Raw genomic sequence first — 20,352 nt, 5'->3', positions numbered from 1 at the left:
CCATTGGGATATACCTGCTTATTCTTCGCTGGTGTGCACTTTGCGGTGCAGGATCGCCTGGAATTCATCGGCGAAGGTGTAGTAACGGCCCAGCAAGGTTTCGCTGCGGGCAGCGAATCGGTTGTAAGCGATGACCGCCGGAATCGCGGCGAACAGACCGATCGCGGTAGCGATCAGGGCTTCGGCAATGCCCGGAGCGACGGTGGCCAGGGTTGCCTGCTGGGCACTGGCCAGACCGCGGAAGGAGTTCATGATGCCCCAGACCGTACCGAACAGACCGATGTACGGGCTGACGGAACCGACCGTGGCGAGGAATGGCAGGCTTTGCTCGAGCTTCTCTTCCTCACGGGAAATGGCCACGCGCATGGCTCGGGCCACACCTTCCATCACCGCTTCAGGATCGACGCCCGGTTGCTGACGCAGACGGGAGAATTCCTTGAAGCCGGCACGGAAGATCTGCTCCACGCCCGAATCCGGATCCGGATTGCTGCCTGCCTGACGGTACAGCTTGGACAGATCGATACCCGACCAGAAGCGCTCCTCGAAGCTCTCCAGGGCACGTCGACCGGCGCGCAGCAGATTGCTGCGCTGAAAGATCATGATCCATGAAGTGACCGATGCGGCCACCAGGGTCAACATTACCAACTGCACCACGATGCTGGCATTGCTGACTAGGCTCCACATGGAGGAATGGTCGACGACGTTAGCTTCCACGCTTTATCTCCTGCTTTGAGTGTGTACCCGGGCTGCCCGCGTCGGCGAAGGCCGCACGCAGGGCGTCTGGAATGGCCCGGGGTTTCAAGCTGTTGGTGCGCACACAGGCCACCAGAAACTGCCCTTCGCAGAGCAGCACATTATCCGTTGCCCGCCTGACCTGCTGTTTGAAACGCAGGCTGGCACGGTTCAATTCGATGACATCAGCACTTACCAGAAGCTCGTCGTCCAGTCGCGCCGGCGCGTGGTAGCGCGCTTCGCTGGAATGCACGACAAACAACAGATCCTCCCCGGCCAGTTCCGATTGGGCAAAGCCCAGATGTCGGAGCCGCTCGGTTCGAGCCCGTTCCATAAACTTGAGGTAATTAACGTAATACACGATGCCGCCCGCGTCGGTGTCCTCGTAATAAACGCGACAACGATGTGCGAACGGCTCAAGCCCGTTTTGCGCGCGCATACTCTAGTGCTTACTCCTCAGGTTGCCAATCCGGCCAGGCAACTGTTTTTTCATTGGGTGAAGGCTTTACAGGAAAAGTACCGACGTCGGACAGCACATTCCCAGAATAAATCGGCACATCATGTGTATTAATCGTCGACGGCGTCGAGAAACTCGTCTGCCACGGGCATTTCGCCCATTCGTGTCGGAATATTTAAACCAAAGTGCAGGTACGCATGACGTGTCACAACGCGGCCACGGGGCGTGCGCATGATGTAACCCTGCTGAATCAGGTACGGCTCAAGCACATCTTCAATGGTATGGCGCTCTTCGCTGATCGCCGCCGCCAGACTGTCGATGCCGACCGGACCGCCATCGAACTTCTCGATCATGGTCAACAACAGGCGCCGATCCTGATGATCGAAGCCATGCTCATCGACATCCAGCAGGTTCAACGCCAGATCGGCGACGGGTTTGGTGATGTGACCCTTGGCGCGAACTTCGGCAAAATCCCGTACTCGGCGCAGCAAACGGTTGGCGATACGCGGAGTGCCTCGGGCACGGCGGGCGATTTCGAACGCCCCTTCCGGATCCAGCGGCAGACCGAGAATACTCGCCGAACGACTGACAATCGTCGCCAGATCCGCCGTGCTGTAGAACTCCAGACGCTGGACGATGCCGAAACGGTCGCGCAGGGGATTGGTCAGCATGCCCGCGCGCGTGGTGGCGCCTACCAACGTGAACGGAGGCAGATCAAGCTTGATCGAGCGCGCCGCCGGCCCTTCGCCGATCATGATATCGAGCTGAAAATCTTCCATCGCCGGGTACAGCACTTCTTCGACGATCGGCGACAACCGATGGATTTCGTCGATGAACAACACGTCATGCGGTTCTAGATTGGTCAGCAGCGCCGCCAGATCGCCGGGACGTTCAAGCACCGGGCCAGAGGTACTCTTGATCGAAACGCCCATTTCCTGGGCGATGATGTTGGCCAGCGTGGTTTTACCCAAGCCAGGCGGGCCGAAAATCAAGGTGTGGTCGAGTGATTCATTACGCCCGCGAGCTGCCTGGATGAACAATTCCATCTGCTCGCGCACGGTCGGCTGACCAATGTATTCGGCCAGGCTGACAGGACGAATCGCCCGATCCTGGACTTCTTCGCGCTCACGGGGACTGTGCGTGGCGGCGATCAGACGATCAGCTTCAATCACTTAAATCATTCCCTTCAGCGCGCGGCGGATCATGTCTTCACTGCTCAAATCTTTATCCTTGATGGCGGAAATCGCCTTGCTCGCTTCCTGCGGCTTGTAGCCCAGGGAAATCAACGCGCTGACCGCATCGGTTTCCGCCGTGTTGACCGGCGCCGGGCCGTCCGGCTGGTTTGGCACCAGCGCAAACATCGCCGGCACGGTTTCCCAGGCCTTGAAGCGATCTTTCAGCTCGACCAGCAAACGCTCGGCGGTCTTCTTGCCCACGCCTGGCACTTTGGTCAGGGCCGACGTGTCCTGAGATTGCACGCAACGAACCAGCTCGTCGACTTCCAGGCTCGACATCAGCGCCAGCGCCAGTTTTGGCCCGACGCCATTGAGACGAATCAGCTCGCGGAAGAAGTCTCGCTCCCGCTTGCCGGCGAAGCCATAGAGTAACTGCGCATCTTCACGTACGACCAAATGGGTGTGCAGCGTCAGCGGTTCACCGACCGACGGCAAGCGGTAAAGCGTGGTCATGGGCACTTCCAGCTCATACCCGAGGCCGTTTACATCCAGAATCAGGTGCGGCGGCTGTTTCTCAGCCAGGGTGCCGCGCAAGCGTCCAATCACGTTGAGATCCTTGAGCGTTGGCCAGCCCGGGGCTGGCGACGGTTGGAATGGGAATTTCGGGCCGACAGTTCAGGCGCAAAACCCGCATCGCGCACATTTGACTGCAGATGCTATCAGAGACGCAGGCGCCCGCCACGACTGCGTGCGGTTCCCAGACCATGAGGAAGCAGGCTGGAACGGGTATGTGCATGACAAATGGCGATGGCCAAGGCGTCGGACGCATCGATTTGCGGCTTGCTGGTCAGTTTGAGCATGTGCATGACCATCATCTGCACCTGTTCTTTGTTGGCCGCGCCGGTGCCGACCACGGCCTGTTTCACCTGGGTCGCGGTGTATTCGGCGATTTCCAGGCTTTCTTCGGCGCCAGCGACAATCGCAGCACCCCGCGCCTGCCCCAGCTTCAGCGCCGAATCGGCGTTTTTCGCCATGAACACTTTTTCGATGCCCATCGTGATAGGGCCATAGGTCTGAATGATTTCCCGCACGCCGCGATAAACGATTTGCAGACGCTCATGCAATTCGCCGCTACCGGTACGGATACAGCCCGAAGCCACGTAGACACAACCACGCCCGGTATCGCGAACAATGCCATAACCGGTGATGCGCGAACCGGGGTCGATACCAAGAATTAGAGTCATAACGCCTGCAAATCAGGTAAGAGCAAAAAATCGATACAACAAAAAACAAATGTGGGAGCTGGCTTGCCAGCGATGACGGTGTGTCAGGCGCCATCATCGTTTGATGCGCCGACGCCATCGCTGGCAAGCCAGCTCCCACACTGGAGACTAGCCCCTTTCAACCCAGCTGGGCGGCCACGTCTTCGGGGATGTCCGCGTTGGAATAGACGTTCTGCACGTCGTCCAGATCTTCAAGCATGTCGATCAGCTTGAGCACTTTCTCCGCGCCTTCCAGATCCAGTTCGGCACTGGTGGTCGGTTGCATGACGATTTCCGCGTCGTCACCCTTGAACCCGGCAGCTTCCAGCGCGGTACGCACGGCGTAGAAACTGGAGAACGAGGTGAACACGTCGATCGAGCCGTCTTCGTGAACGACCACGTCATCGGCATCGGCTTCCAGCGCCGCTTCGGTCAGCGCATCTTCATCGACGCCCGGTGCGAAGCTGATCTGACCCTTGCGCTCGAACAGATACGCGACTGAACCGTCGGTGCCCAAATTGCCACCGCACTTGCTGAACGCATGGCGCACGGCCGCCGCGGTGCGGTTGCGGTTGTCGGTCATGCACTCGACCATCACCGCCACGCCGCCCGGGCCGTAGCCTTCATAGGTCAGCTCTTCAACGTTGTCGGCTTCGGTGGCACCGGCGCCGCGAGCGACCGCGCGATCAATGATGTCGCGACTCATGTTCGCACCCAGCGCCTTGTCCAGGGCCAGACGCAAACGCGGGTTGGAACCCGGATCGCCGCCGCCGGCACGGGCCGCAACGGTCAGTTCACGGATCCACTTGGTGAAGATCTTGCCTCTCTTGGCATCCTGACGTTCTTTGCGGTGCTTGATGTTCGCCCACTTGGAATGACCTGCCATAACTCGCTCCGTATTCTCTTGAAACATTGCCCGCCCTGCTTTTGCAGCGGCCGGCAAACAAAAAAATCGCGACCTGCTTTCTACCTTTCAGATAGAAAAAAGGCGCATCCGAAGATGCGCCTTCAGGCCCGTCTTACTCAGCCTTTGGCGTTTCGCGCAAACGAATGTGCAGCTCGCGCAAGGCCTTGGCGTCCACGACACCCGGCGCCTGCGTCATCACGTCGGCAGCACTCTGGGTTTTCGGGAAGGCGATTACTTCACGGATCGACTGGGCGCCAGTCATGAGCATCACCAGACGGTCAAGACCGAACGCCAGACCACCGTGCGGCGGTGCGCCGTACTTCAGGGCGTCGAGCAGGAAGCCGAATTTCTCTTCCTGTTCCGCTTCGTTGATGCCCAGCAGACGGAAGACCGCTTGCTGCATTTCCTTGCGGTGGATACGGATCGAACCGCCACCCAGCTCAGTGCCGTTGAGCACCATGTCGTAGGCACGGGACAGAGCGCCGGCCGGGTTGGCTTCCAGCTCTTCTGGCGAGCACTTCGGCGCGGTGAACGGGTGGTGCAGCGCAGAGAAGCTGCCGTCGTCATTTTCTTCGAACATCGGGAAGTCAACGACCCACATTGGCGCCCACTTGCAGGTCAGCAGGTTCAGGTCATGACCCAGCTTGATGCGCAGCGCGCCCAGGGCTTCGCTGACGATCTTGGCCTTGTCGGCGCCGAAGAACACGATGTCGCCATCCACTGCGCCAACGCGATCAAGGATGGCATTGAGGTTGTCCAGCGGGATGTTCTTGACGATCGGCGACTGCAGACCTTCAACACCGGCAGCGCGCTCGTTGACCTTGATGTACGCCAGGCCCTTGGCACCGTAGATGCCGACGAACTTGGTGTAGTCGTCGATCTGCTTGCGCGGCATGCTCGCCCCGCCTGGAACGCGCAGTGCGGCGATACGGCATTTCGGGTCGTTGGCCGGGCCGCTGAATACCTTGAAGTCGACTTCCTTGAGCTGGTCGGCAACATCAACCAGTTCCAGCGGAATACGCAGATCCGGCTTGTCGGAACCGTAGCGGCGCATGGCTTCTTCAAAAGTCATGTGCGGGAATTCGCCGAATTCCAGATCCAGCACTTCCTTGAACAGGTTGCGGATCATTTGCTCGGTCAGGCCCATGATCTCTTTTTCATCGAGGAAACTGGTCTCGATGTCGATCTGGGTGAATTCCGGCTGACGGTCGGCCCGCAGGTCTTCGTCACGGAAGCACTTTGCGATTTGGTAGTAACGGTCGAAACCGGCCACCATCAGCAGTTGTTTGAACAGTTGTGGCGACTGCGGCAAGGCAAAGAACGAGCCTGCGTGAGTGCGGCTAGGCACCAGATAGTCACGCGCACCTTCAGGGGTGGCACGGGTCAGGATTGGCGTTTCGACGTCGAGGAAGCCGTTCTCGTCGAGGAAGCGACGGATGCTGGTGGTCATGCGCGAACGCAGACGCAGCTTTTCGGCCATTTCCGGACGACGCAGATCCAGGAAGCGGTAGCGCAGACGGGTTTCTTCGCCGACGTCGGAGAACTCGTTCAGCGGGAACGGCGGGGTTTCCGACTCGTTCAACACTTCCAGTTCGTAGCCCAGCACTTCGATCATGCCCGACGCCATATTGGCGTTGGTGGCACCGGCCGGACGCAGGCGAACCTTGCCAGTGATTTTCACGACGTATTCGCTACGCACGCGATCGGCGGCTGCAAAGCTTTCGGCGCGATCCGGATCGAACACGACCTGAGCCAGACCATCACGATCACGGATATCGAGGAAAATCACCCCGCCGTGGTCGCGGCGACGGTGAACCCATCCGCAAAGGGTAATTTCCTGGCCTTCCAGGCTTTCGTTCAACTGGCCGCAATAATGGCTGCGCATCATGGTCGTGTATTCACTTCTCGTAATTCGAAAATTCGGTGGAGATCCCGTCGCATTCAAGCAGATATGCGGCAACCGGAAACTCGCGCGTGTCGTGCGACTTGGGCCTGAACCCTAGTCAGATTTGTCGCCACCGGCCAGATTCTTCTTCGCGCCGGTCTTGAAATCGGTTTCGTACCAGCCGCTGCCGCTGAGGCGGAAGCCAGGCATGGACAACATCTTTTTCAGCGCCGGCGCCTGACAGGCCGGGCAATCGACCAGCGGTGCATCGCTGATCCTTTGAATGGCTTCCAGTTGATGACTGCAGGAAGCACATTGGTAATCGTACATCGGCATGGGGCGATCTCGGCGTTCGGATTGCTACCGCGTGCAGGGCTGTGCGGCGAAAGAGCGGGATTATATCCATTAAATGCGGCCTGTGCAGCCGGAAGACAGCACAGGCCGCATCCTTACTCACCGAGGAGCGGCACCGTCGTCGGCGATTTCCTGAGGCCGTGCGTCACGCAGACCACACGCACCAGCCCGCTGAAATTCTTAACCCCGCCGTGGCGCAAGTGCACTTCGCGATCCACGTGGGACAAAAGCGTCCCGATGGAACAACAATTGTCCTCGGCGATGTTGCCGAGAATGTCCCAGTAAACCTGCTCCAGCCGCATGCACGTTGCAAAACCGTTCAACCGGATCGACCGCGACAGCGGCCGAATCAAGGCCATGTCGAACCGGCCAAGAACCGGATCGACGGTTTTGTCCTGATGCGAGCCGACAATCCTGTCGTTTCGCCTGTCTTCACCCACCATATCGTTGACACTCCTTTGTCATCTCTGCTCGTTATGAAGGCCACATCCTGTGTCCCCATAAAAGCGCAGGCGCAAAGTTATATCCAGACGACTTATTGACCGTCGGCGTAGGATAAGCCAACGATGCAGGTAAGAGTCCGCGCAACGCAGTCAGGCTGCGAGGTGCGGACTCTGGAGAAAACAAACGCACGAATGCAGCCCGGACTGGGCTTCAAGCTTCCAGCAAGGCCCGCAGCATCCAGGCCGTTTTCTCGTGTACCTGCATGCGCTGGGTCAGCAAGTCTGCGGTGGGTTCGTCGCTGACTTTATCCAACAGAGGAAAGATCCCGCGCGCGGTTCGGGTGACGGCTTCCTGGCCGGCGACCAGTTGGCGGATCATGTCCTCGGCACTCGGCACGCCCTCCTCTTCTTTTATAGAGGAAAGCCGCGCGTAGGTTGCATAGGCGCCCGGCGCCGGGAATCCCAGAGCGCGAATACGCTCGGCAATCGAGTCCACGGCCAGGGCCAGTTCGTTGTATTGCTCTTCAAACATCAGGTGCAACGTACGGAACATCGGCCCCGTCACGTTCCAGTGGAAGTTGTGGGTTTTCAGATACAGCACGTAGGTGTCCGATAGCAGACGCGACAAACCGTCGACGATGGACTTGCGATCTTCTTCACTGATACCGATATCGATTGCCATGTGTCCCCCTAAAGGCGATTGGATTCATCCAACAGGTGCAGACCCACTCTAGCAAGGCTGCCGGGATGCCGCAGCCCCGGATAGGAACAAGAACTGCGACAAATCGACCGATACGGCGCCGTTGGCCGTCCTGATTTGAGTACCCGCAGGCTTTGCTGTTAAATAGGCAGTGTGTCGCTATGCCCCATTTTTCGGGCGTTGCGCATAGGCTGATGTCTGTGTACGTGTCCAACGCCTCTTTTTATTTCGAAGCGAACCGTGCGCCTTCAGCTCTTCCTTGTGAGCCGTCATAACGTGAGCCAATCAAAATGTTGAAAATCGTCCACCTGCTAATGGGCGCAGCAGCTTTGCTGCTGTCCTTCATACCTAGCCTGCAATCCGAAGCCGTTCCTTACCTGCAACAACCCGATGCTCTGTACCTGGCCTTTTTCGGCCTGCTGAACCTGCTGATCGCTCCGGTCATTCCGTACTGGAACAAAGGCACCCGTCAGCATCTGCAAAATCTGGTGAGCGCCCTGCTGGTGCTGACCGTCGTCCTGCAAACCTTGACCCTGATCGCACCGATGCCGGAAATTGCCGGCCAGCCAGCGGTGCTGTTCAGCCTGGCAATCGCTCTGGTTGCCGTCGCCCTTCATCTGGCCATCTGCTTCTATAAGTCGTCACCCGCTGCCGCCGCCACCAACTACGACATGACCAATCGCGATACTGGCACGGTGAAGTGGTTTAACACCTCCAAAGGCTTCGGTTTTATCTCCCGGGATTCCGGCGATGATATCTTCGTGCACTTTCGCGCCATTCGTGGCGAAGGCCATCGCGTTCTGGTCGAAGGCCAGCGCGTCGAGTTCTCGGTGATGAACCGTGACAAAGGCCTGCAAGCCGAGGACGTCATCGCCGCTTTGCCGCGTCGCTGATCCAAAGCAAAAAAACCGCGACCAGCCTGGCTGGTCGCGGTTTTTTTATGTCCGTCGTTACAGAGCAGCATGGGCCATCAATAGTGTGGCGGCGGCGCTTCCTCTTCGAACGACTCGAACTGGCCGACCATTTCTTCCTGGCGCTTTAGCAGCGCGGCCATCTGCAACTGTAACCGCTCGACGACCCGTTGCTGCGCGACCAGCACGTCGTTCAACGCCTGAATGGTGTCATCCTGAAATGCCAGTCGGCTTTCCAGATCGGTGACGCGATCTTCCAGATTCATGACTTAGTCCTCCAGAAAAGTGAAGTGATCAATCATCACCGGGCGCAGGCGCTCACGAATCGCCGTCACCTGTTCCGCCGTGTAAGGGCGCGCCGGGTGCTTACCCCAGACTGGCGCGGGCCATGCGGCGTCATCGCGCTTACGAACGATGACATGCATGTGTAACTGACTGACAACGTTGCCCAACGTGGCGACGTTCATTTTGTCCGCCTCGAACAAATCCTTGAGCAACTCGGCCAGCGCCGTGGTTTCGTTCCACAGTTGCTGCTGATCGGTGACATCCAACTGAAACAACTCGCTGATAGCCTCACGACGAGGTACCAGGATGAACCACGGGTAGTTGGCGTCGTTGGACAGCAACAACCGACTGAGCGGGAAGTCACCGATCGTCAATGTGTCCTTTTCAAGCTGTGGATCTAAAGCAAACACGGCGCGTACCCCCGGCAGATCTTTAACATTCAGCTTAGCGGCCTCCCTTGAGGCAGGCGCGCCAAGCGACAGGACGGCAGCATACCTGCGATTGCAGCAGCGTTCACATCGAACAGCGCACCGCACCCTGCCCGCGCACCGTTATGTGACATTTTTGAAAAAAACGCACCGTCGCGACACCCGACGCTCACGGGAACGCGTGCAAAGTGACCAAAAAGCCCTTTTCCGCCCGAGGTTTGCGCGTAAGCGAGCGCTACGGATTCAGCAAATCCGGATTTTTTTTTGCACCAAAACCGCCCAGTGCGTCTACGCTCACTGCGTCAGCATCCGCCGAATACTCACTCTTGGGGTGAACCGGTAACGTTTTGTGTTGTCGCGCGGAGTAACCCAGTGGGGCAACACCATAGGAAGAAAGGCGTCAACCCCGGTGTGGGGAGTGCCTGAGCCCCAACGTTTATAAGCTTTTTACGGAAGAACTCAGGCCTTCGACAAAATTTTCACAAACGCTTTACGATTTGAGCACGCTTGTTGCATTGATACCCATATGGGCTGTAAGCGCACCACTGGATGTGGATGCCTTAAGCCCCATAATAACAGTGGCAGGATTGCCCGACGGAGATTCAAGTGTTTTGCCAGGGACTCTTTTTTACTGATGCATAAAGCCTGGAAAACAGCGTTGAAGTTGTCAAACCGGCTGCATCGGAACTGTGAGTTTGCGACATTCACCGAGCCATTTGCGACAGGGTCGTAAAGAAGCTGAAAGGTTGTATGTGCAAGTATCGCCAACATGGTCAGCGTGATATAAGTTTGCGCCGACACAAAAAGAAAGAGCCGCCCAGATAAAAAAACAGGTGGGACGGCAGTACTCTTCTAAAAACCAAAGGAGCAAATCACGATGCGCGTGATGAAGTGGAGCATGATCGCCCTGGCTGTTGCAGCAGGCACCTCGCAGTTCGCAATCGCGTCCTCTCAGGACGACGCTAAAGGTTTCGTGGAAGATCAGAGTCTGACTCTGAAAACCCGTCTGCAATACATGAACCGCGACTTCCGTAACGGCGCCGGCAACATTGAACGCGATGACGGCAGTTTCAAAAGCGGCTATCGCCAGGATACCGGCATCAGCCAACTGCTGACTTACGAGTCGGGCTTCACTCAAGGCACTATCGGTGTCGGCCTCGATGCCATGGTAATGGGCAGTGCCAAACTCGATGGCGGCGAAGGTCGTTCCGGCAACGGCTTGTTCGCACGCAACGGCGATAATGAGCCAGAAGACGCTCAGGGCAAAAGCGGCGCAGCCATCAAGTTCCGTCTTTCCGACACCACTCTGAAATACGGTCGTCAATTCGTTGCCAGCCCTGTATTCGCTACCGATGACAGCCGTCTGCTGCCAGAAGTCGCTGAAGGCACCGTGATCACCAGCAAGGAAATCAAAGGCCTGGAACTGAGCGCCGGTCGCTTCACCGCGCTGAGCTCGCAAACCGGCATGGGCAAGGACAGCATCAACGGCAAGTCGACGCCAGGCCTGACCAGCGCCAACATCGCTGGCGCGACCTATCAGTTCACTGACAACTTCGTTGCCGGTGTCGCTGCGTCCGACGTTGATGACTACTTCAAGAAGCAGTACATCAATGCCAACTACACCTTCCCGATCAATGACGATCAGTCGCTGAACATCGACTTCAACGGCTATCGCACCAAGGATCAGGGCCAGGCGCTTTACGGCAACCTTGACAACAAACTGTGGAGCCTTGCAGCCGCTTACAGCATTGGCGCTCACAAATTCACGATCGCCCACCAGCGTTCGACCGGCGACACCAACTACCTGTACGGCGTGGACGGCAACGGCACGATTTTCGTAGCCAACTCCATCCAGATCTCCGACTTCATCGGTCAAGACGAACGCTCGTGGCAGGCTCGCTACGACCTGAACATGAAAAACTATGGCGTTCCTGGCCTGAGCTTCATGACGCGTTACGTGTACGGTGACAACATCACCACCTCCGCCGATACCGAAGGCAAGGAGCACGAGTTCAACTTCGAAACCAAGTACGTTCTGCAAGAAGGTCCAGCCAAGGATCTGTCTTTCCGTCTGCGTAGCGCGATCTATCGTGCGAACAATGCTTACAACGCCGACTACACTGCAGACAACAACGACGTACGTATCATCGTTGAGTATCCGCTGAGCATCCTGTAATCCAGGATGTAAAACGGTCGAAGTCTGGAGCATTGCTCTAATAAAAAACCGCTCACCTGATTCAGGTGAGCGGTTTTTTTATGGACATGTTTTGATCTTCAACATTCCAATGAAAACGAACAACATTAGTTGACTATCTATTAGCTAGCAAACATTTCCAGAGGCCGTAAAAAACCCAAGAGTGCGAACAGCTCTTGGGTTAATACATCAACTTATCTGACTTCGAAGCCAGCAATCACAGCGAAGTTACTGCGCCGCCGGCTCCTGAACTACACGAATAACCCGTTGCGGAAACGGAATATCAATGCCGGCTGCTTTTAAACGATCACGGGATTGCTCGTTAAACATGAACATCAAGTCCCAGTAGTCAGCAGTTTTGACCCATACACGCAGGGAAACGGTGATCGAACTGTCGCCCAGCGTAGAAATGACCGCTTGTGGCGCCGGATCCTGCAGAACACGCTCATCCTTGGCCAGATCCAGCAGCACCTCACGGGCCTTTTGCAGATCGGCTTCGTAATCCACACCGACATCAAACACTACCTTGCGGGTTGGCTGACGGTTGGTGTTGGTGATGATGCCGTTCGACAGATTGCCGTTAGGCACGATGATGGTCTTGTTGTCGCCGGTACGCAGCACGGTGTGGAAAATCTGGATGCTGTCGACAGTACCCGATACACCTTGCGCTTCGATCCAGTCACCGATGCGGAACGGACGGAACAGCAAAATCAGCACACCACCGGCGAAGTTCGCCAGACTGCCTTGCAATGCCAGACCGATCGCCAGACCGGCCGCACCGATTGCCGCAACAAACGAAGTCGTTTCGACGCCGATCATCGATGCCACGCTGACGATCAGCAGCACCTTGAGAATGATGTTCGCCAGGCTGCTGATGAAACCTTGCAGCGCCAGGTCGGCATTGCGCAGCGCCAGCAGGCCACCAAGCTTTTGCGTGACCTTGTTGATCAACCACCAGCCGATGGCGAGAGTGATGACGGCCAGCAACACGCGGCTGCCGTATTCCATGATCATCGGGATCCACGCCTGGGACGCCTTGACCAGGTGATCCACTTCAGCATTCAAGTCCATTGTTCATCTCCTGATGTCCGGCGAACCGGGCCTGTAAAAAATTCAGCGGCAAAAATTCGCCCGGTAAACAAAATCGAAGGGTGGAAGCGAGCCTGCTCGCGAAGGCGGTATGTCATTGAACAGTGATGCCATTGACACGCCTTCTTCGCGAGCAGGCTCGCCCCCACAGGGTTCCCGCAGGGAATCTCAGTCGCGGAAGTTGTTGAACTGCAATGGCATGCCGAATTCCTTGGCACGCAGGGCCGCAATGGCTTCTTGCAGGTCGTCACGCTTCTTGCCGGTCACCCGCACCTGCTCGCCCTGAATGGCGGCCTGCACCTTGAGCTTGGCATCCTTGATGTGAGCGACGATTTTCTTCGCCAGCTCCTTGTCGATGCCTTCCTTGAGGATGGCGTCCTGCTTCATCAGCTTGCCTGAGGCGTAGGCGTCTTTGACTTCCAGGCATTGCACATCAATCTTGCGCTTGACCAGGGCCAGCTTGAGGATCTCGATCATCGCTTCCAGCTGGAATCCAGCTTCAGCGGTCAGACTTACGGTCAGGTCTTTTTCCTTGAACTCGAAGCTGCCCTTGCCTTTCAGGTCATAGCGACGATCGAGTTCCTTCACGGCGTTCTCGACCGCGTTGGTGAGTTCGTGTTTGTCCAGTTCGGATACCACGTCGAACGACGGCATGTCATGTCTCCAATAAAAAGGCGCGCTCATTGAGGAAGGCGCGCGCTTGGCTTGCGGTTAAAATCGGGCTCATTATAACGGGTCTTTTCCTGACGACACGGCGAGCCTTGCATGGCTGCATCCTATCGAGAGAAAAACTGATGTCCACCCCTTGGCATATTCTCGGCGCCGGCAGCCTCGGCACGTTGTGGGCCACCCGGCTGGCCCGCGCCGGATTACCGGTGCGGCTGATCCTGCGTGACACTGAGCGCTTGCACAGCTACCAAGCCGCTGGCGGTTTGACCCTGGTGGAACACGGCGTGGCCAGCACCTACGCTGTGGCAGCGCAAACGCCGGAAAGTTGCGAGCCGATCCAGCGCCTGCTGGTCGCCTGCAAAGCCTACGACGCCGAAAACGCGGTCGCCCGTCTCGCCCCGCGCCTGACGCCGGATGCCGAATTGATCCTTCTACAAAACGGCCTCGGCAGTCAGGACGCCGTCGCCGCCCGAGTGCCACAGGCCCGTTGCATCAGCGCTTCGAGCACTGAAGGCGCATTCCGTGATGGCGACTGGCGCGTGGTGTTCGCCGGCCATGGCTACACGTGGCTGGGCGATGTGGGTCACCCGGTTGCGCCGATCTGGCTGGACGATCTTGACGCCGCGAAAATCCCCTACGAATGGAGCACCGACATCCTCACGCGGCTATGGCGCAAACTCGCACTCAACTGCGCGATCAATCCGCTAACGGTGCTGCACGACTGCCGCAACGGCGGCTTGCAGCAACACCATTGCGAAGTCGCGACCCTGTGCGGTGAACTCACGCAACTGCTTGAGCGTTGCGGGCAACCAGCGGCAGCGCAAAACCTGCATCAGGAAGTCGAGCGGGTAATCCAGGCCACCGCCGCCAACTACTCATCTATGTACCAGGACGTGAACAACGGTCGTCGCACGGAAATCAGCTACCTGCTGGGCCACGCCTGCACAGTCGCTGCGCGGCATCAATTGATCCTGCCGCATCTCCATCAATTGCAGCAGCGCCTGATCGCCCGCCTGCACAGCCTTGGATTGCCCAGCGACTGAGCAGCGGCTACGCTGGCGACTTGTTCCTTTGCTGCGATAAACCTGATGCCATTGCGCCAGCGCCTCGAAAACCTGCCAGTCGGTCAGAAATTGCTGGCCGCCCTGCTGGTGTTGTTGACCACCGTATTGCTGGTGGCCAACCTGACCTTTATCAGCGCCGCCTATTACATTTCCCAGGAAAGCATGGCTCCCCAGGCCTTGCAGACCATCGGCCGGCTGGTGTCCAACCCAAGCCTGGTCACCGAAGCCTTGCAGTCGCCACAAAGCGCCGAACGCCTGCTTAAGGAACTCAACAGTTATTCCCCGCTGCGTGCCGCCGCGCTTTATGACGGCAAGGGCGAACGGCTCGCCCAGTTGCAGCACGGCGACAAACTGAAGCTGCCGGAGCATTACCGTCATATCGAAGCCTGGCAATTGACTGAATTTCGCAGTAACCAGTTGATCACCCTGCCCCGCCCCGGCAGCCCCGCCGGGCATCTGCTATTGGTCGCCAGCAGCGAATTGCCGATGGCGTTCTACACCGGCACGCTCACCGCCAGTCTGGGCATCCTGATTTTCAGTGTGCTGCTATGGCTGGTGATTGCCCGGCAGATCAAACGCCTGATCACCCGGCCGATCCATCAACTCGAAGAACTGTCGCGTCAGGTCACCCGCGAAGAGAACTACGCCTTGCGCGCCTCTCGCGGCAACCACGACGAAATCGGCAGCCTCGCCGAAGCGTTCAATACCATGCTGTCGCGTATCGAAGCCCGAGAGCAGCAGCTCAAACGCGCTCGTGACGATTCGCAGTCGGCTTACGATCAGGCGCAAGGGCTCGCGGAAGAAACCCGCCACACCAACCGGAAACTGGAACTTGAAGTTCAGGTGCGCAGCAAGATCGAGAAGAAGCTCACCGGCTTTCAGAACTACCTCAACAGCATCATCGACTCGATGCCGTCGGCGCTGATCGCTCTCGACGAGCAACTCTACGTCACCCAATGGAACCAGGAGGCCAGCGCGCTTTCCGGCACGCGCCTGGATGAAGCGCTGAACCAGCCGATCTTCCTCGCCTTCGAACCGTTGAAGCCGTTCCTGCCGCAGATCAAGAACACCGTCGAGCAGCACACCGTCGCTAAAGTAGAGCGCGTGACGTGGTTCAAGGACGAAGAGCCCAGGCACTACGCCCTGACGTTTTACCCGCTGACGGGCGGCGCCGGGCGTGGCGTGGTGATCCGCATCGATGACATCACCCAGCGCCTGTCGCTGGAGGAAATGATGGTGCAGTCGGAAAAAATGCTCTCGGTCGGCGGCCTCGCGGCGGGCATGGCGCACGAGATCAACAACCCGTTGGGGGCAATCCTGCACAACGTGCAGAACATCCGCCGCCGCTTGTCACCCGACTTGCCGAAAAACCTCGAACAGGCCGAGCAACTGGGTATCGGGCTGGACACCGTCAATCGATACCTGACCTCACGAGAAGTGCCGCAACTGCTCGACGGCATTCAGCAGGCCGGTGCGCGGGCGGCGAAAATCGTCACCCATATGCTCAGTTTCAGCCGCCGCAGCACCCGGCAAATGGCGCCGTGCGACCTGCCGGCGCTGATCGATCAAGCCGTGGAGATCGCAAGCAACGACTTTGACCTGACCATCGGTTTCGACTTCAAGGGGCAGGCCATCATTCGCCAGTTCGACCCGGCGCTCGGTCCGGTACCGGGCACTGCCAACGAACTCGAACAAGTGCTGCTCAACCTGTTGAAAAACGCCGCGCAGGCGATTCATCAGCGTGAGGACGACCGTGAACCGGGGCGCATCATTCTCCGTACCCGGCTCAACCCGCCATGGGCCGAAATTCAGGTGGAGGACAACGGCATCGGCATGAGCGAGAGCGTGCGCAAGCGCACTTTCGAGCCGTTCTTCACCACCAAGGAAATCGGCCAGGGCACCGGGCTCGGGTTATCGGTGTCGTATTTCATCATCACCAACAACCACAAAGGGCAAATGGAGGTGCAGTCGGCGCCGGGGCAAGGCACGTGCTTCACCCTGCGCCTGCCACTGACGGCCGCGCCATCCGTTGCTTTTGAAACCAATCAACTGCCGAGGTAACCCATGGGCTTTCGCCTGTCGAAGATTTACACCCGCACCGGTGACAAGGGCGAAACCGGCCTGGGCGATGGCCGCCGCGTGCCCAAGGATCACCCGCGCATCGAGGCCATCGGCGAGGTCGATACGCTGAACAGTCAGGTCGGTGTATTGCTGGCCGGGTTGATGGCCGAGCAAGAAATCTTTCCGGGATTGAATGAGCTGATTGAAGTGTTGGCGCCCTGTCAGCACCGGCTGTTCGATCTGGGCGGTGAATTGGCAATGCCGGAATATCGGGCGCTGAACGACGCTGAAATCGAACGACTCGAAGCGGCGATTGATGTGTGGAACGAAGAGTTGGGGCCGCTGGAGAATTTCATCTTGCCGGGCGGCTCGATGTTGATTGCCCAGGCTCATGTTTGCCGCAGTCTGGCGCGCAGCGCGGAGCGGCGCTGCCAGCATTTGAATGCGCTTGAGCCACTGGCCGGAGTTGGCCTGGCGTACATCAATCGGTTGTCGGATTTGCTGTTTGTGGCGGCGCGGTTGATTGCGCGGCGGCAAGGGATTGCGGAGATTTTGTGGCAGCCCGCAGCGAAACCGTAGATGTGTATTGATTGATCTGCCGCCATCGCTGGCAAGCCAGCTCCCACCGCTTTAAGGGTGTACATGTCATCTTCGAACGACGAAAACCCTGTGGGAGCTGGCTTGCCAGCGATAGGGCCGGCAGCATCTATGCAAATCAAGCCTCAGGCCAGAACGCCCGAATCCCCGCCACACCCTGAGCCCCGGCCGCCCAGGCCTTTTCCCGCTCCGCGGGGCCAACACCGCCCAGCAGAAACACCGGTTTGCTGAACCCTTCAATCAACGTCGAAGCCTGTTCCCAACCCAACGGCACCGCATCCGGATGCGTCAGCGTCGTCTGCACCGGCGACAGCGTCACAAAATCCACGCCCATCTGCTCAGCCAGCGCCAGCTCTTCGGCGTTATGGCAGGACGCAGCCAGCCAGCGCTCGGCCGGTAATGGACGACCCTTGGCCGCGTATTTGCGCAGCTGCGCGGACGTGATGTGCCAACCGGCGGACGGGAAATCCCCCAGCCATTCGAACGGTCCCTTGAGCATCAACTGCGCCTTGCCGGCGCACAACCCGGCCGCATCCACCGCGAGGTCACGGTATTTGGGGTCATAGCCGTTGGGCGCACGCAGCTGGATCAGTCGGGTGCCATTGGCGATCGACTTCTGGATACCGCGCAGCAAGGCCGGGGTTTCCAGGTCTTCCGGAGTAATCAGGTACTCGGCGGGCAAACGCGCCGCCGCCACAATCGGCTGATTGGCCGCCGGAAACTCATAGCTCGCCAGATCCCGCTCGCTCACCCAGGCCAAAGGCTGACCTTCGGCGCCGTGAGGTTCGCCGGTGAAGCTCGAAACCTCCCAAACGTCGAGCAACACCTGCTTGTCCGGGTAATCGTGGTGAACCTTGATCAGCGGTCGCGCAGCACCGACGACGATGCCCAGTTCTTCGTGCAGCTCACGGGCGAGCGCGGTTTGCACCGACTCGTCGGCCTCGACCTTGCCACCGGGAAATTCCCACAAGCCGCCCTGATGCTGACTGTCGGCACGGCGAGCGATCAGGATCTTGCCGCTGGGATCACGGATGACGGCAGCGGCGACGTGTACGCGTTTCACTTTTGCAACTCCTCCAGTCCAGCCTTCTGCCAGGCCTTGAAGGCCGGCCATTGGTAGACGGTTTCAACATAAGCTTCATCGGCGGGCGGCAGCGATACCTGATAGGTACGCAAACGCACGGCAATCGGTGCGAAAAAAGCATCCGCCAAGGACACGCTGCCAAACAGGTAGGGCCCTTGCTCTTTTGCCGCGGCACGACATTCGGCCCACAGCGCGAGCATGCGCTCGATGTCGACTTTCACTTCCGGCGGCACCGGGTTGAGCGGCGCGTTGCGGCCCAGGTCGAACGGCATGTGGTTGCGCATGGCGAAGAAACCGGCGTGCATTTGCGCACACGCGGAACGTGCCTGGGCGCGGGCCGCCGGGTCTTTGGGCCACAGCGCGGCTGAAGGGAATTGTTCGGCGAGGTATTCGGCAATGGCCAGGGAATCAGCGATAGTGCCGTGCTCAGTCTTCAACAACGGCACTTTGCCGGTCGCCGAATGCTTGAGCATTCGCTCGCGGGTATCAGGCTTGCCGAGTTTGATCAGTTCTTCGCTGTACGGCGCGCCGGTCAGTTCGAGGGCCAGAGCACCGCGCAGAGACCAGGAAGAAAGCAGTTTGTCGCCAATGATCAGGTGCAAGGACATGGTGTGTGGCGCCTTTTCGTCAGTGGTAACCCAAGGGATGTCAGTGTCTGAGCCGACATCTTCGCCAGCAGGCTGGCTGGCTCCTACAAGGTTTTCTGTCATGCACGATATCGTGTTCGCTGAAAATCCACTGTAGGAGCCGGCCTGCTGGCGATGGCGGCGACTCGGTCCCGGACTTAAATCAAGTACGGTACTCGGCGTTGATTTTTACGTACTCATGCGACAGATCCGTGGTCCAGATGGTTTCGCTGCAATCGCCGCGACCCAGCTCGATACGGATGGTGATCTCTTCCTGCTGCATGACCGCCGAGCCCTGGGCTTCGGTGTAGGTCGCGGCGCGGGCGCCACGGCTGGCGATGCAGACTTCGCCAAGGAACACGTCGATCTTGCTCACGTCCAGATCCGGCACGCCGGCACGGCCAACGGCTGCAAGGATGCGGCCCCAGTTCGGGTCGGACGCAAACAGCGCGGTCTTGATCAGCGGCGAGTGCGCCACGGTGTAACCGACGTCCAGGCATTCCTGGTGATTGACGCCACCATTGACTTCAACGGTGACGAATTTGGTCGCGCCTTCGCCGTCACGCACGATGGCCTGGGCCACGTCCATGCACACTTCAAACACCGCTTGTTTGAGCTTGGCGAACAGTTCGCCCTCAGCCTGGGTGATTTCCGGCAAGGCAGCCTTGCCGGTGGCGATCAGCATGCAGCAGTCGTTGGTCGAAGTGTCGCCATCGATGGTGATGCGGTTGAACGACTTGTTGGCGCCGTCCAGTATCAAATTGTGCAGCACGTCGCGGGAGACTTTGGCGTCTGTGGCGATGTAGCCAAGCATGGTTGCCATGTTCGGACGGATCATGCCCGCGCCTTTGCTGATGCCGGTGACGGTGATGGTCACGCCGTCATGCTGGAACTGGCGGCTGGCGCCCTTTGGCAAGGTGTCGGTGGTCATGATGCCGGTGGCGGCGGCTTCCCAGTTGTTTTCCGAGAGGTCGTCCAGCGCCGCTTGCAGCGCGCCTTCGATTTTCTCGACCGGCAGCGGTTCGCCGATCACGCCAGTGGAATACGGCAGCACGAGGCTGGCGTCGACGCCGGTCAGTTCGGCCAGTTTGGCGCAGGTGCGCTCGGCAGCCGCGAGGCCTGGCTCGCCGGTGCCGGCGTTGGCATTGCCGGTGTTGGTCAGCAGATAACGCACCGGGCCTTGCACGCGTTTCCTGGCCAGGATAACCGGCGCCGCGCAAAACGCGTTCAACGTGAACACGCCAGCGACGGTCGAACCTTCGGCGCAACGCATCACAACGACATCTTTACGCCCCGGGCGCTTGATGCCGGCCGAGGCGATACCGAGTTCAAAACCGGCAACCGGGTGCAACGTTGGCAAAGGACCAAGACCAACAGCCATGAATGCGCTCCTTATTTAATGAGGTCAGCACCGTCCACGCGGGCACGG

At 58.7% G+C, this 20,352-nt stretch carries 22 protein-coding genes; 5 read left to right on the top strand and 17 right to left on the bottom strand.

Annotated elements, in window-relative coordinates:
* Window positions 1–18 precede the first annotated feature (18 nt).
* From tolQ to GIW69_RS01915, 10 genes are all read right to left on the bottom strand, one after another.
* Window positions 19–714 carry a protein TolQ gene (gene tolQ / locus GIW69_RS01960; protein ID WP_008080223.1) on the bottom strand — a complete coding sequence of 232 codons (696 nt, stop codon included), beginning with the start codon at window positions 712–714 and terminating at the stop codon, window positions 19–21.
* A complete protein-coding gene (gene ybgC / locus GIW69_RS01955; protein WP_236480464.1) occupies window positions 704–1,171 on the bottom strand; it encodes a tol-pal system-associated acyl-CoA thioesterase in 468 nt (155 codons plus the stop codon). Before ybgC ends, tolQ begins: the two co-directional genes overlap by 11 nt.
* 128 nt (window positions 1,172–1,299) lie before the next feature.
* The gene (gene ruvB / locus GIW69_RS01950) at window positions 1,300–2,361 is read right to left on the bottom strand and encodes a Holliday junction branch migration DNA helicase RuvB (RefSeq protein ID WP_236480463.1); all 1,062 of its coding nucleotides are present in this window, start codon (window positions 2,359–2,361) and stop codon (window positions 1,300–1,302) included.
* Window positions 2,362–2,970, bottom strand: coding sequence for a Holliday junction branch migration protein RuvA (gene ruvA / locus GIW69_RS01945; protein ID WP_236480462.1), 609 nt, complete (start codon window positions 2,968–2,970; stop codon window positions 2,362–2,364).
* 113 nt (window positions 2,971–3,083) lie between these two features.
* On the bottom strand, window positions 3,084–3,608 hold the full coding sequence (ruvC, locus tag GIW69_RS01940) for a crossover junction endodeoxyribonuclease RuvC (protein WP_236480461.1): 525 nt from the start codon (window positions 3,606–3,608) through the stop codon (window positions 3,084–3,086).
* A gap of 157 nt (window positions 3,609–3,765) precedes the next feature.
* Window positions 3,766–4,512, bottom strand: coding sequence for a YebC/PmpR family DNA-binding transcriptional regulator (locus GIW69_RS01935; protein ID WP_236480460.1), 747 nt, complete (start codon window positions 4,510–4,512; stop codon window positions 3,766–3,768).
* 133 nt (window positions 4,513–4,645) lie between these two features.
* Window positions 4,646–6,421: an aspartate--tRNA ligase gene (gene aspS / locus GIW69_RS01930; RefSeq protein ID WP_236480459.1), complete on the bottom strand. Its 1,776-nt coding sequence runs from the start codon at window positions 6,419–6,421 to the stop codon at window positions 4,646–4,648.
* Window positions 6,422–6,532: 111 nt separating this feature from the next.
* Window positions 6,533–6,754 carry an FmdB family zinc ribbon protein gene (locus GIW69_RS01925; RefSeq protein WP_236480458.1) on the bottom strand — a complete coding sequence of 74 codons (222 nt, stop codon included), beginning with the start codon at window positions 6,752–6,754 and terminating at the stop codon, window positions 6,533–6,535.
* A gap of 113 nt (window positions 6,755–6,867) precedes the next feature.
* On the bottom strand, window positions 6,868–7,215 hold the full coding sequence (locus tag GIW69_RS01920) for a ribbon-helix-helix domain-containing protein (protein WP_236480457.1): 348 nt from the start codon (window positions 7,213–7,215) through the stop codon (window positions 6,868–6,870).
* 211 nt (window positions 7,216–7,426) lie between these two features.
* Window positions 7,427–7,897 carry a Dps family protein gene (locus GIW69_RS01915; RefSeq protein ID WP_236480456.1) on the bottom strand — a complete coding sequence of 157 codons (471 nt, stop codon included), beginning with the start codon at window positions 7,895–7,897 and terminating at the stop codon, window positions 7,427–7,429.
* 308 nt (window positions 7,898–8,205) lie between these two features.
* Here GIW69_RS01915 and GIW69_RS26290 point away from each other — a divergent pair, with 308 nt between their 5' ends.
* The gene (locus GIW69_RS26290) at window positions 8,206–8,808 is read left to right on the top strand and encodes a cold-shock protein (protein ID WP_496570884.1); all 603 of its coding nucleotides are present in this window, start codon (window positions 8,206–8,208) and stop codon (window positions 8,806–8,808) included.
* Window positions 8,809–8,885: 77 nt separating this feature from the next.
* Here the strand turns inward: GIW69_RS26290 and GIW69_RS01905 are convergent, their stop codons facing one another.
* Complete coding sequence (locus GIW69_RS01905; protein ID WP_046062631.1) at window positions 8,886–9,092, bottom strand: SlyX family protein; 207 nt, start codon at window positions 9,090–9,092, stop codon at window positions 8,886–8,888.
* Between the two features lie 3 nt (window positions 9,093–9,095).
* On the bottom strand, window positions 9,096–9,521 hold the full coding sequence (locus tag GIW69_RS01900) for an HIT domain-containing protein (RefSeq protein WP_236480455.1): 426 nt from the start codon (window positions 9,519–9,521) through the stop codon (window positions 9,096–9,098).
* Window positions 9,522–10,416: 895 nt separating this feature from the next.
* Here GIW69_RS01900 and GIW69_RS01895 point away from each other — a divergent pair.
* The gene (locus tag GIW69_RS01895; RefSeq protein WP_236480454.1) at window positions 10,417–11,715 is read left to right on the top strand and encodes an OprD family porin; all 1,299 of its coding nucleotides are present in this window, start codon (window positions 10,417–10,419) and stop codon (window positions 11,713–11,715) included.
* 246 nt (window positions 11,716–11,961) lie between these two features.
* Here GIW69_RS01895 and GIW69_RS01890 read toward each other — a convergent pair whose 3' ends face one another.
* Both GIW69_RS01890 and GIW69_RS01885 read right to left on the bottom strand, forming a co-directional pair.
* Window positions 11,962–12,804, bottom strand: coding sequence for a mechanosensitive ion channel family protein (locus GIW69_RS01890; protein WP_236480453.1), 843 nt, complete (start codon window positions 12,802–12,804; stop codon window positions 11,962–11,964).
* Between the two features lie 186 nt (window positions 12,805–12,990).
* Window positions 12,991–13,476 (bottom strand): YajQ family cyclic di-GMP-binding protein, encoded by a 486-nt coding sequence (locus GIW69_RS01885; RefSeq protein WP_236480452.1) that lies wholly within the window; start codon window positions 13,474–13,476, stop codon window positions 12,991–12,993.
* A gap of 140 nt (window positions 13,477–13,616) precedes the next feature.
* Here GIW69_RS01885 and GIW69_RS01880 point away from each other — a divergent pair, with 140 nt between their 5' ends.
* From GIW69_RS01880 to GIW69_RS01870, 3 genes are read left to right on the top strand one after another with little or no spacing between them, the layout of a single operon-like run.
* The gene (locus tag GIW69_RS01880; RefSeq protein WP_236480451.1) at window positions 13,617–14,534 is read left to right on the top strand and encodes a putative 2-dehydropantoate 2-reductase; all 918 of its coding nucleotides are present in this window, start codon (window positions 13,617–13,619) and stop codon (window positions 14,532–14,534) included.
* Window positions 14,535–14,579: 45 nt separating this feature from the next.
* A complete protein-coding gene (locus GIW69_RS01875) occupies window positions 14,580–16,616 on the top strand; it encodes a HAMP domain-containing sensor histidine kinase (protein ID WP_236480450.1) in 2,037 nt (678 codons plus the stop codon).
* 3 nt (window positions 16,617–16,619) lie between these two features.
* Window positions 16,620–17,195 carry a cob(I)yrinic acid a,c-diamide adenosyltransferase gene (locus GIW69_RS01870; RefSeq protein ID WP_236480449.1) on the top strand — a complete coding sequence of 192 codons (576 nt, stop codon included), beginning with the start codon at window positions 16,620–16,622 and terminating at the stop codon, window positions 17,193–17,195.
* 136 nt (window positions 17,196–17,331) lie between these two features.
* On the opposite strand, the gene GIW69_RS01865 is transcribed toward GIW69_RS01870, so the two are convergent.
* The 3 genes from GIW69_RS01865 to argJ all read right to left on the bottom strand — a co-directional run bounded on the left by GIW69_RS01865 (window position 17,332) and on the right by argJ (window position 20,304).
* Window positions 17,332–18,276 (bottom strand): Nudix family hydrolase, encoded by a 945-nt coding sequence (locus GIW69_RS01865; protein ID WP_236480448.1) that lies wholly within the window; start codon window positions 18,274–18,276, stop codon window positions 17,332–17,334.
* A complete protein-coding gene (locus GIW69_RS01860; protein ID WP_236480447.1) occupies window positions 18,273–18,905 on the bottom strand; it encodes a glutathione S-transferase family protein in 633 nt (210 codons plus the stop codon). Before GIW69_RS01860 ends, GIW69_RS01865 begins: the two co-directional genes overlap by 4 nt.
* A 181-nt stretch (window positions 18,906–19,086) precedes the next feature.
* Complete coding sequence (gene argJ / locus GIW69_RS01855; protein ID WP_236480446.1) at window positions 19,087–20,304, bottom strand: bifunctional glutamate N-acetyltransferase/amino-acid acetyltransferase ArgJ; 1,218 nt, start codon at window positions 20,302–20,304, stop codon at window positions 19,087–19,089.
* Window positions 20,305–20,352: the final 48 nt, after the last annotated feature.

The organism is Pseudomonas syringae, from assembly GCF_021605415.1.
In the GTDB taxonomy this organism is placed as follows: domain Bacteria; phylum Pseudomonadota; class Gammaproteobacteria; order Pseudomonadales; family Pseudomonadaceae; genus Aquipseudomonas; species Aquipseudomonas syringae_S.
Note: the sequence above shows the minus strand (reverse complement) of the source record. Positions and strands in the feature narration are given on the sequence as shown.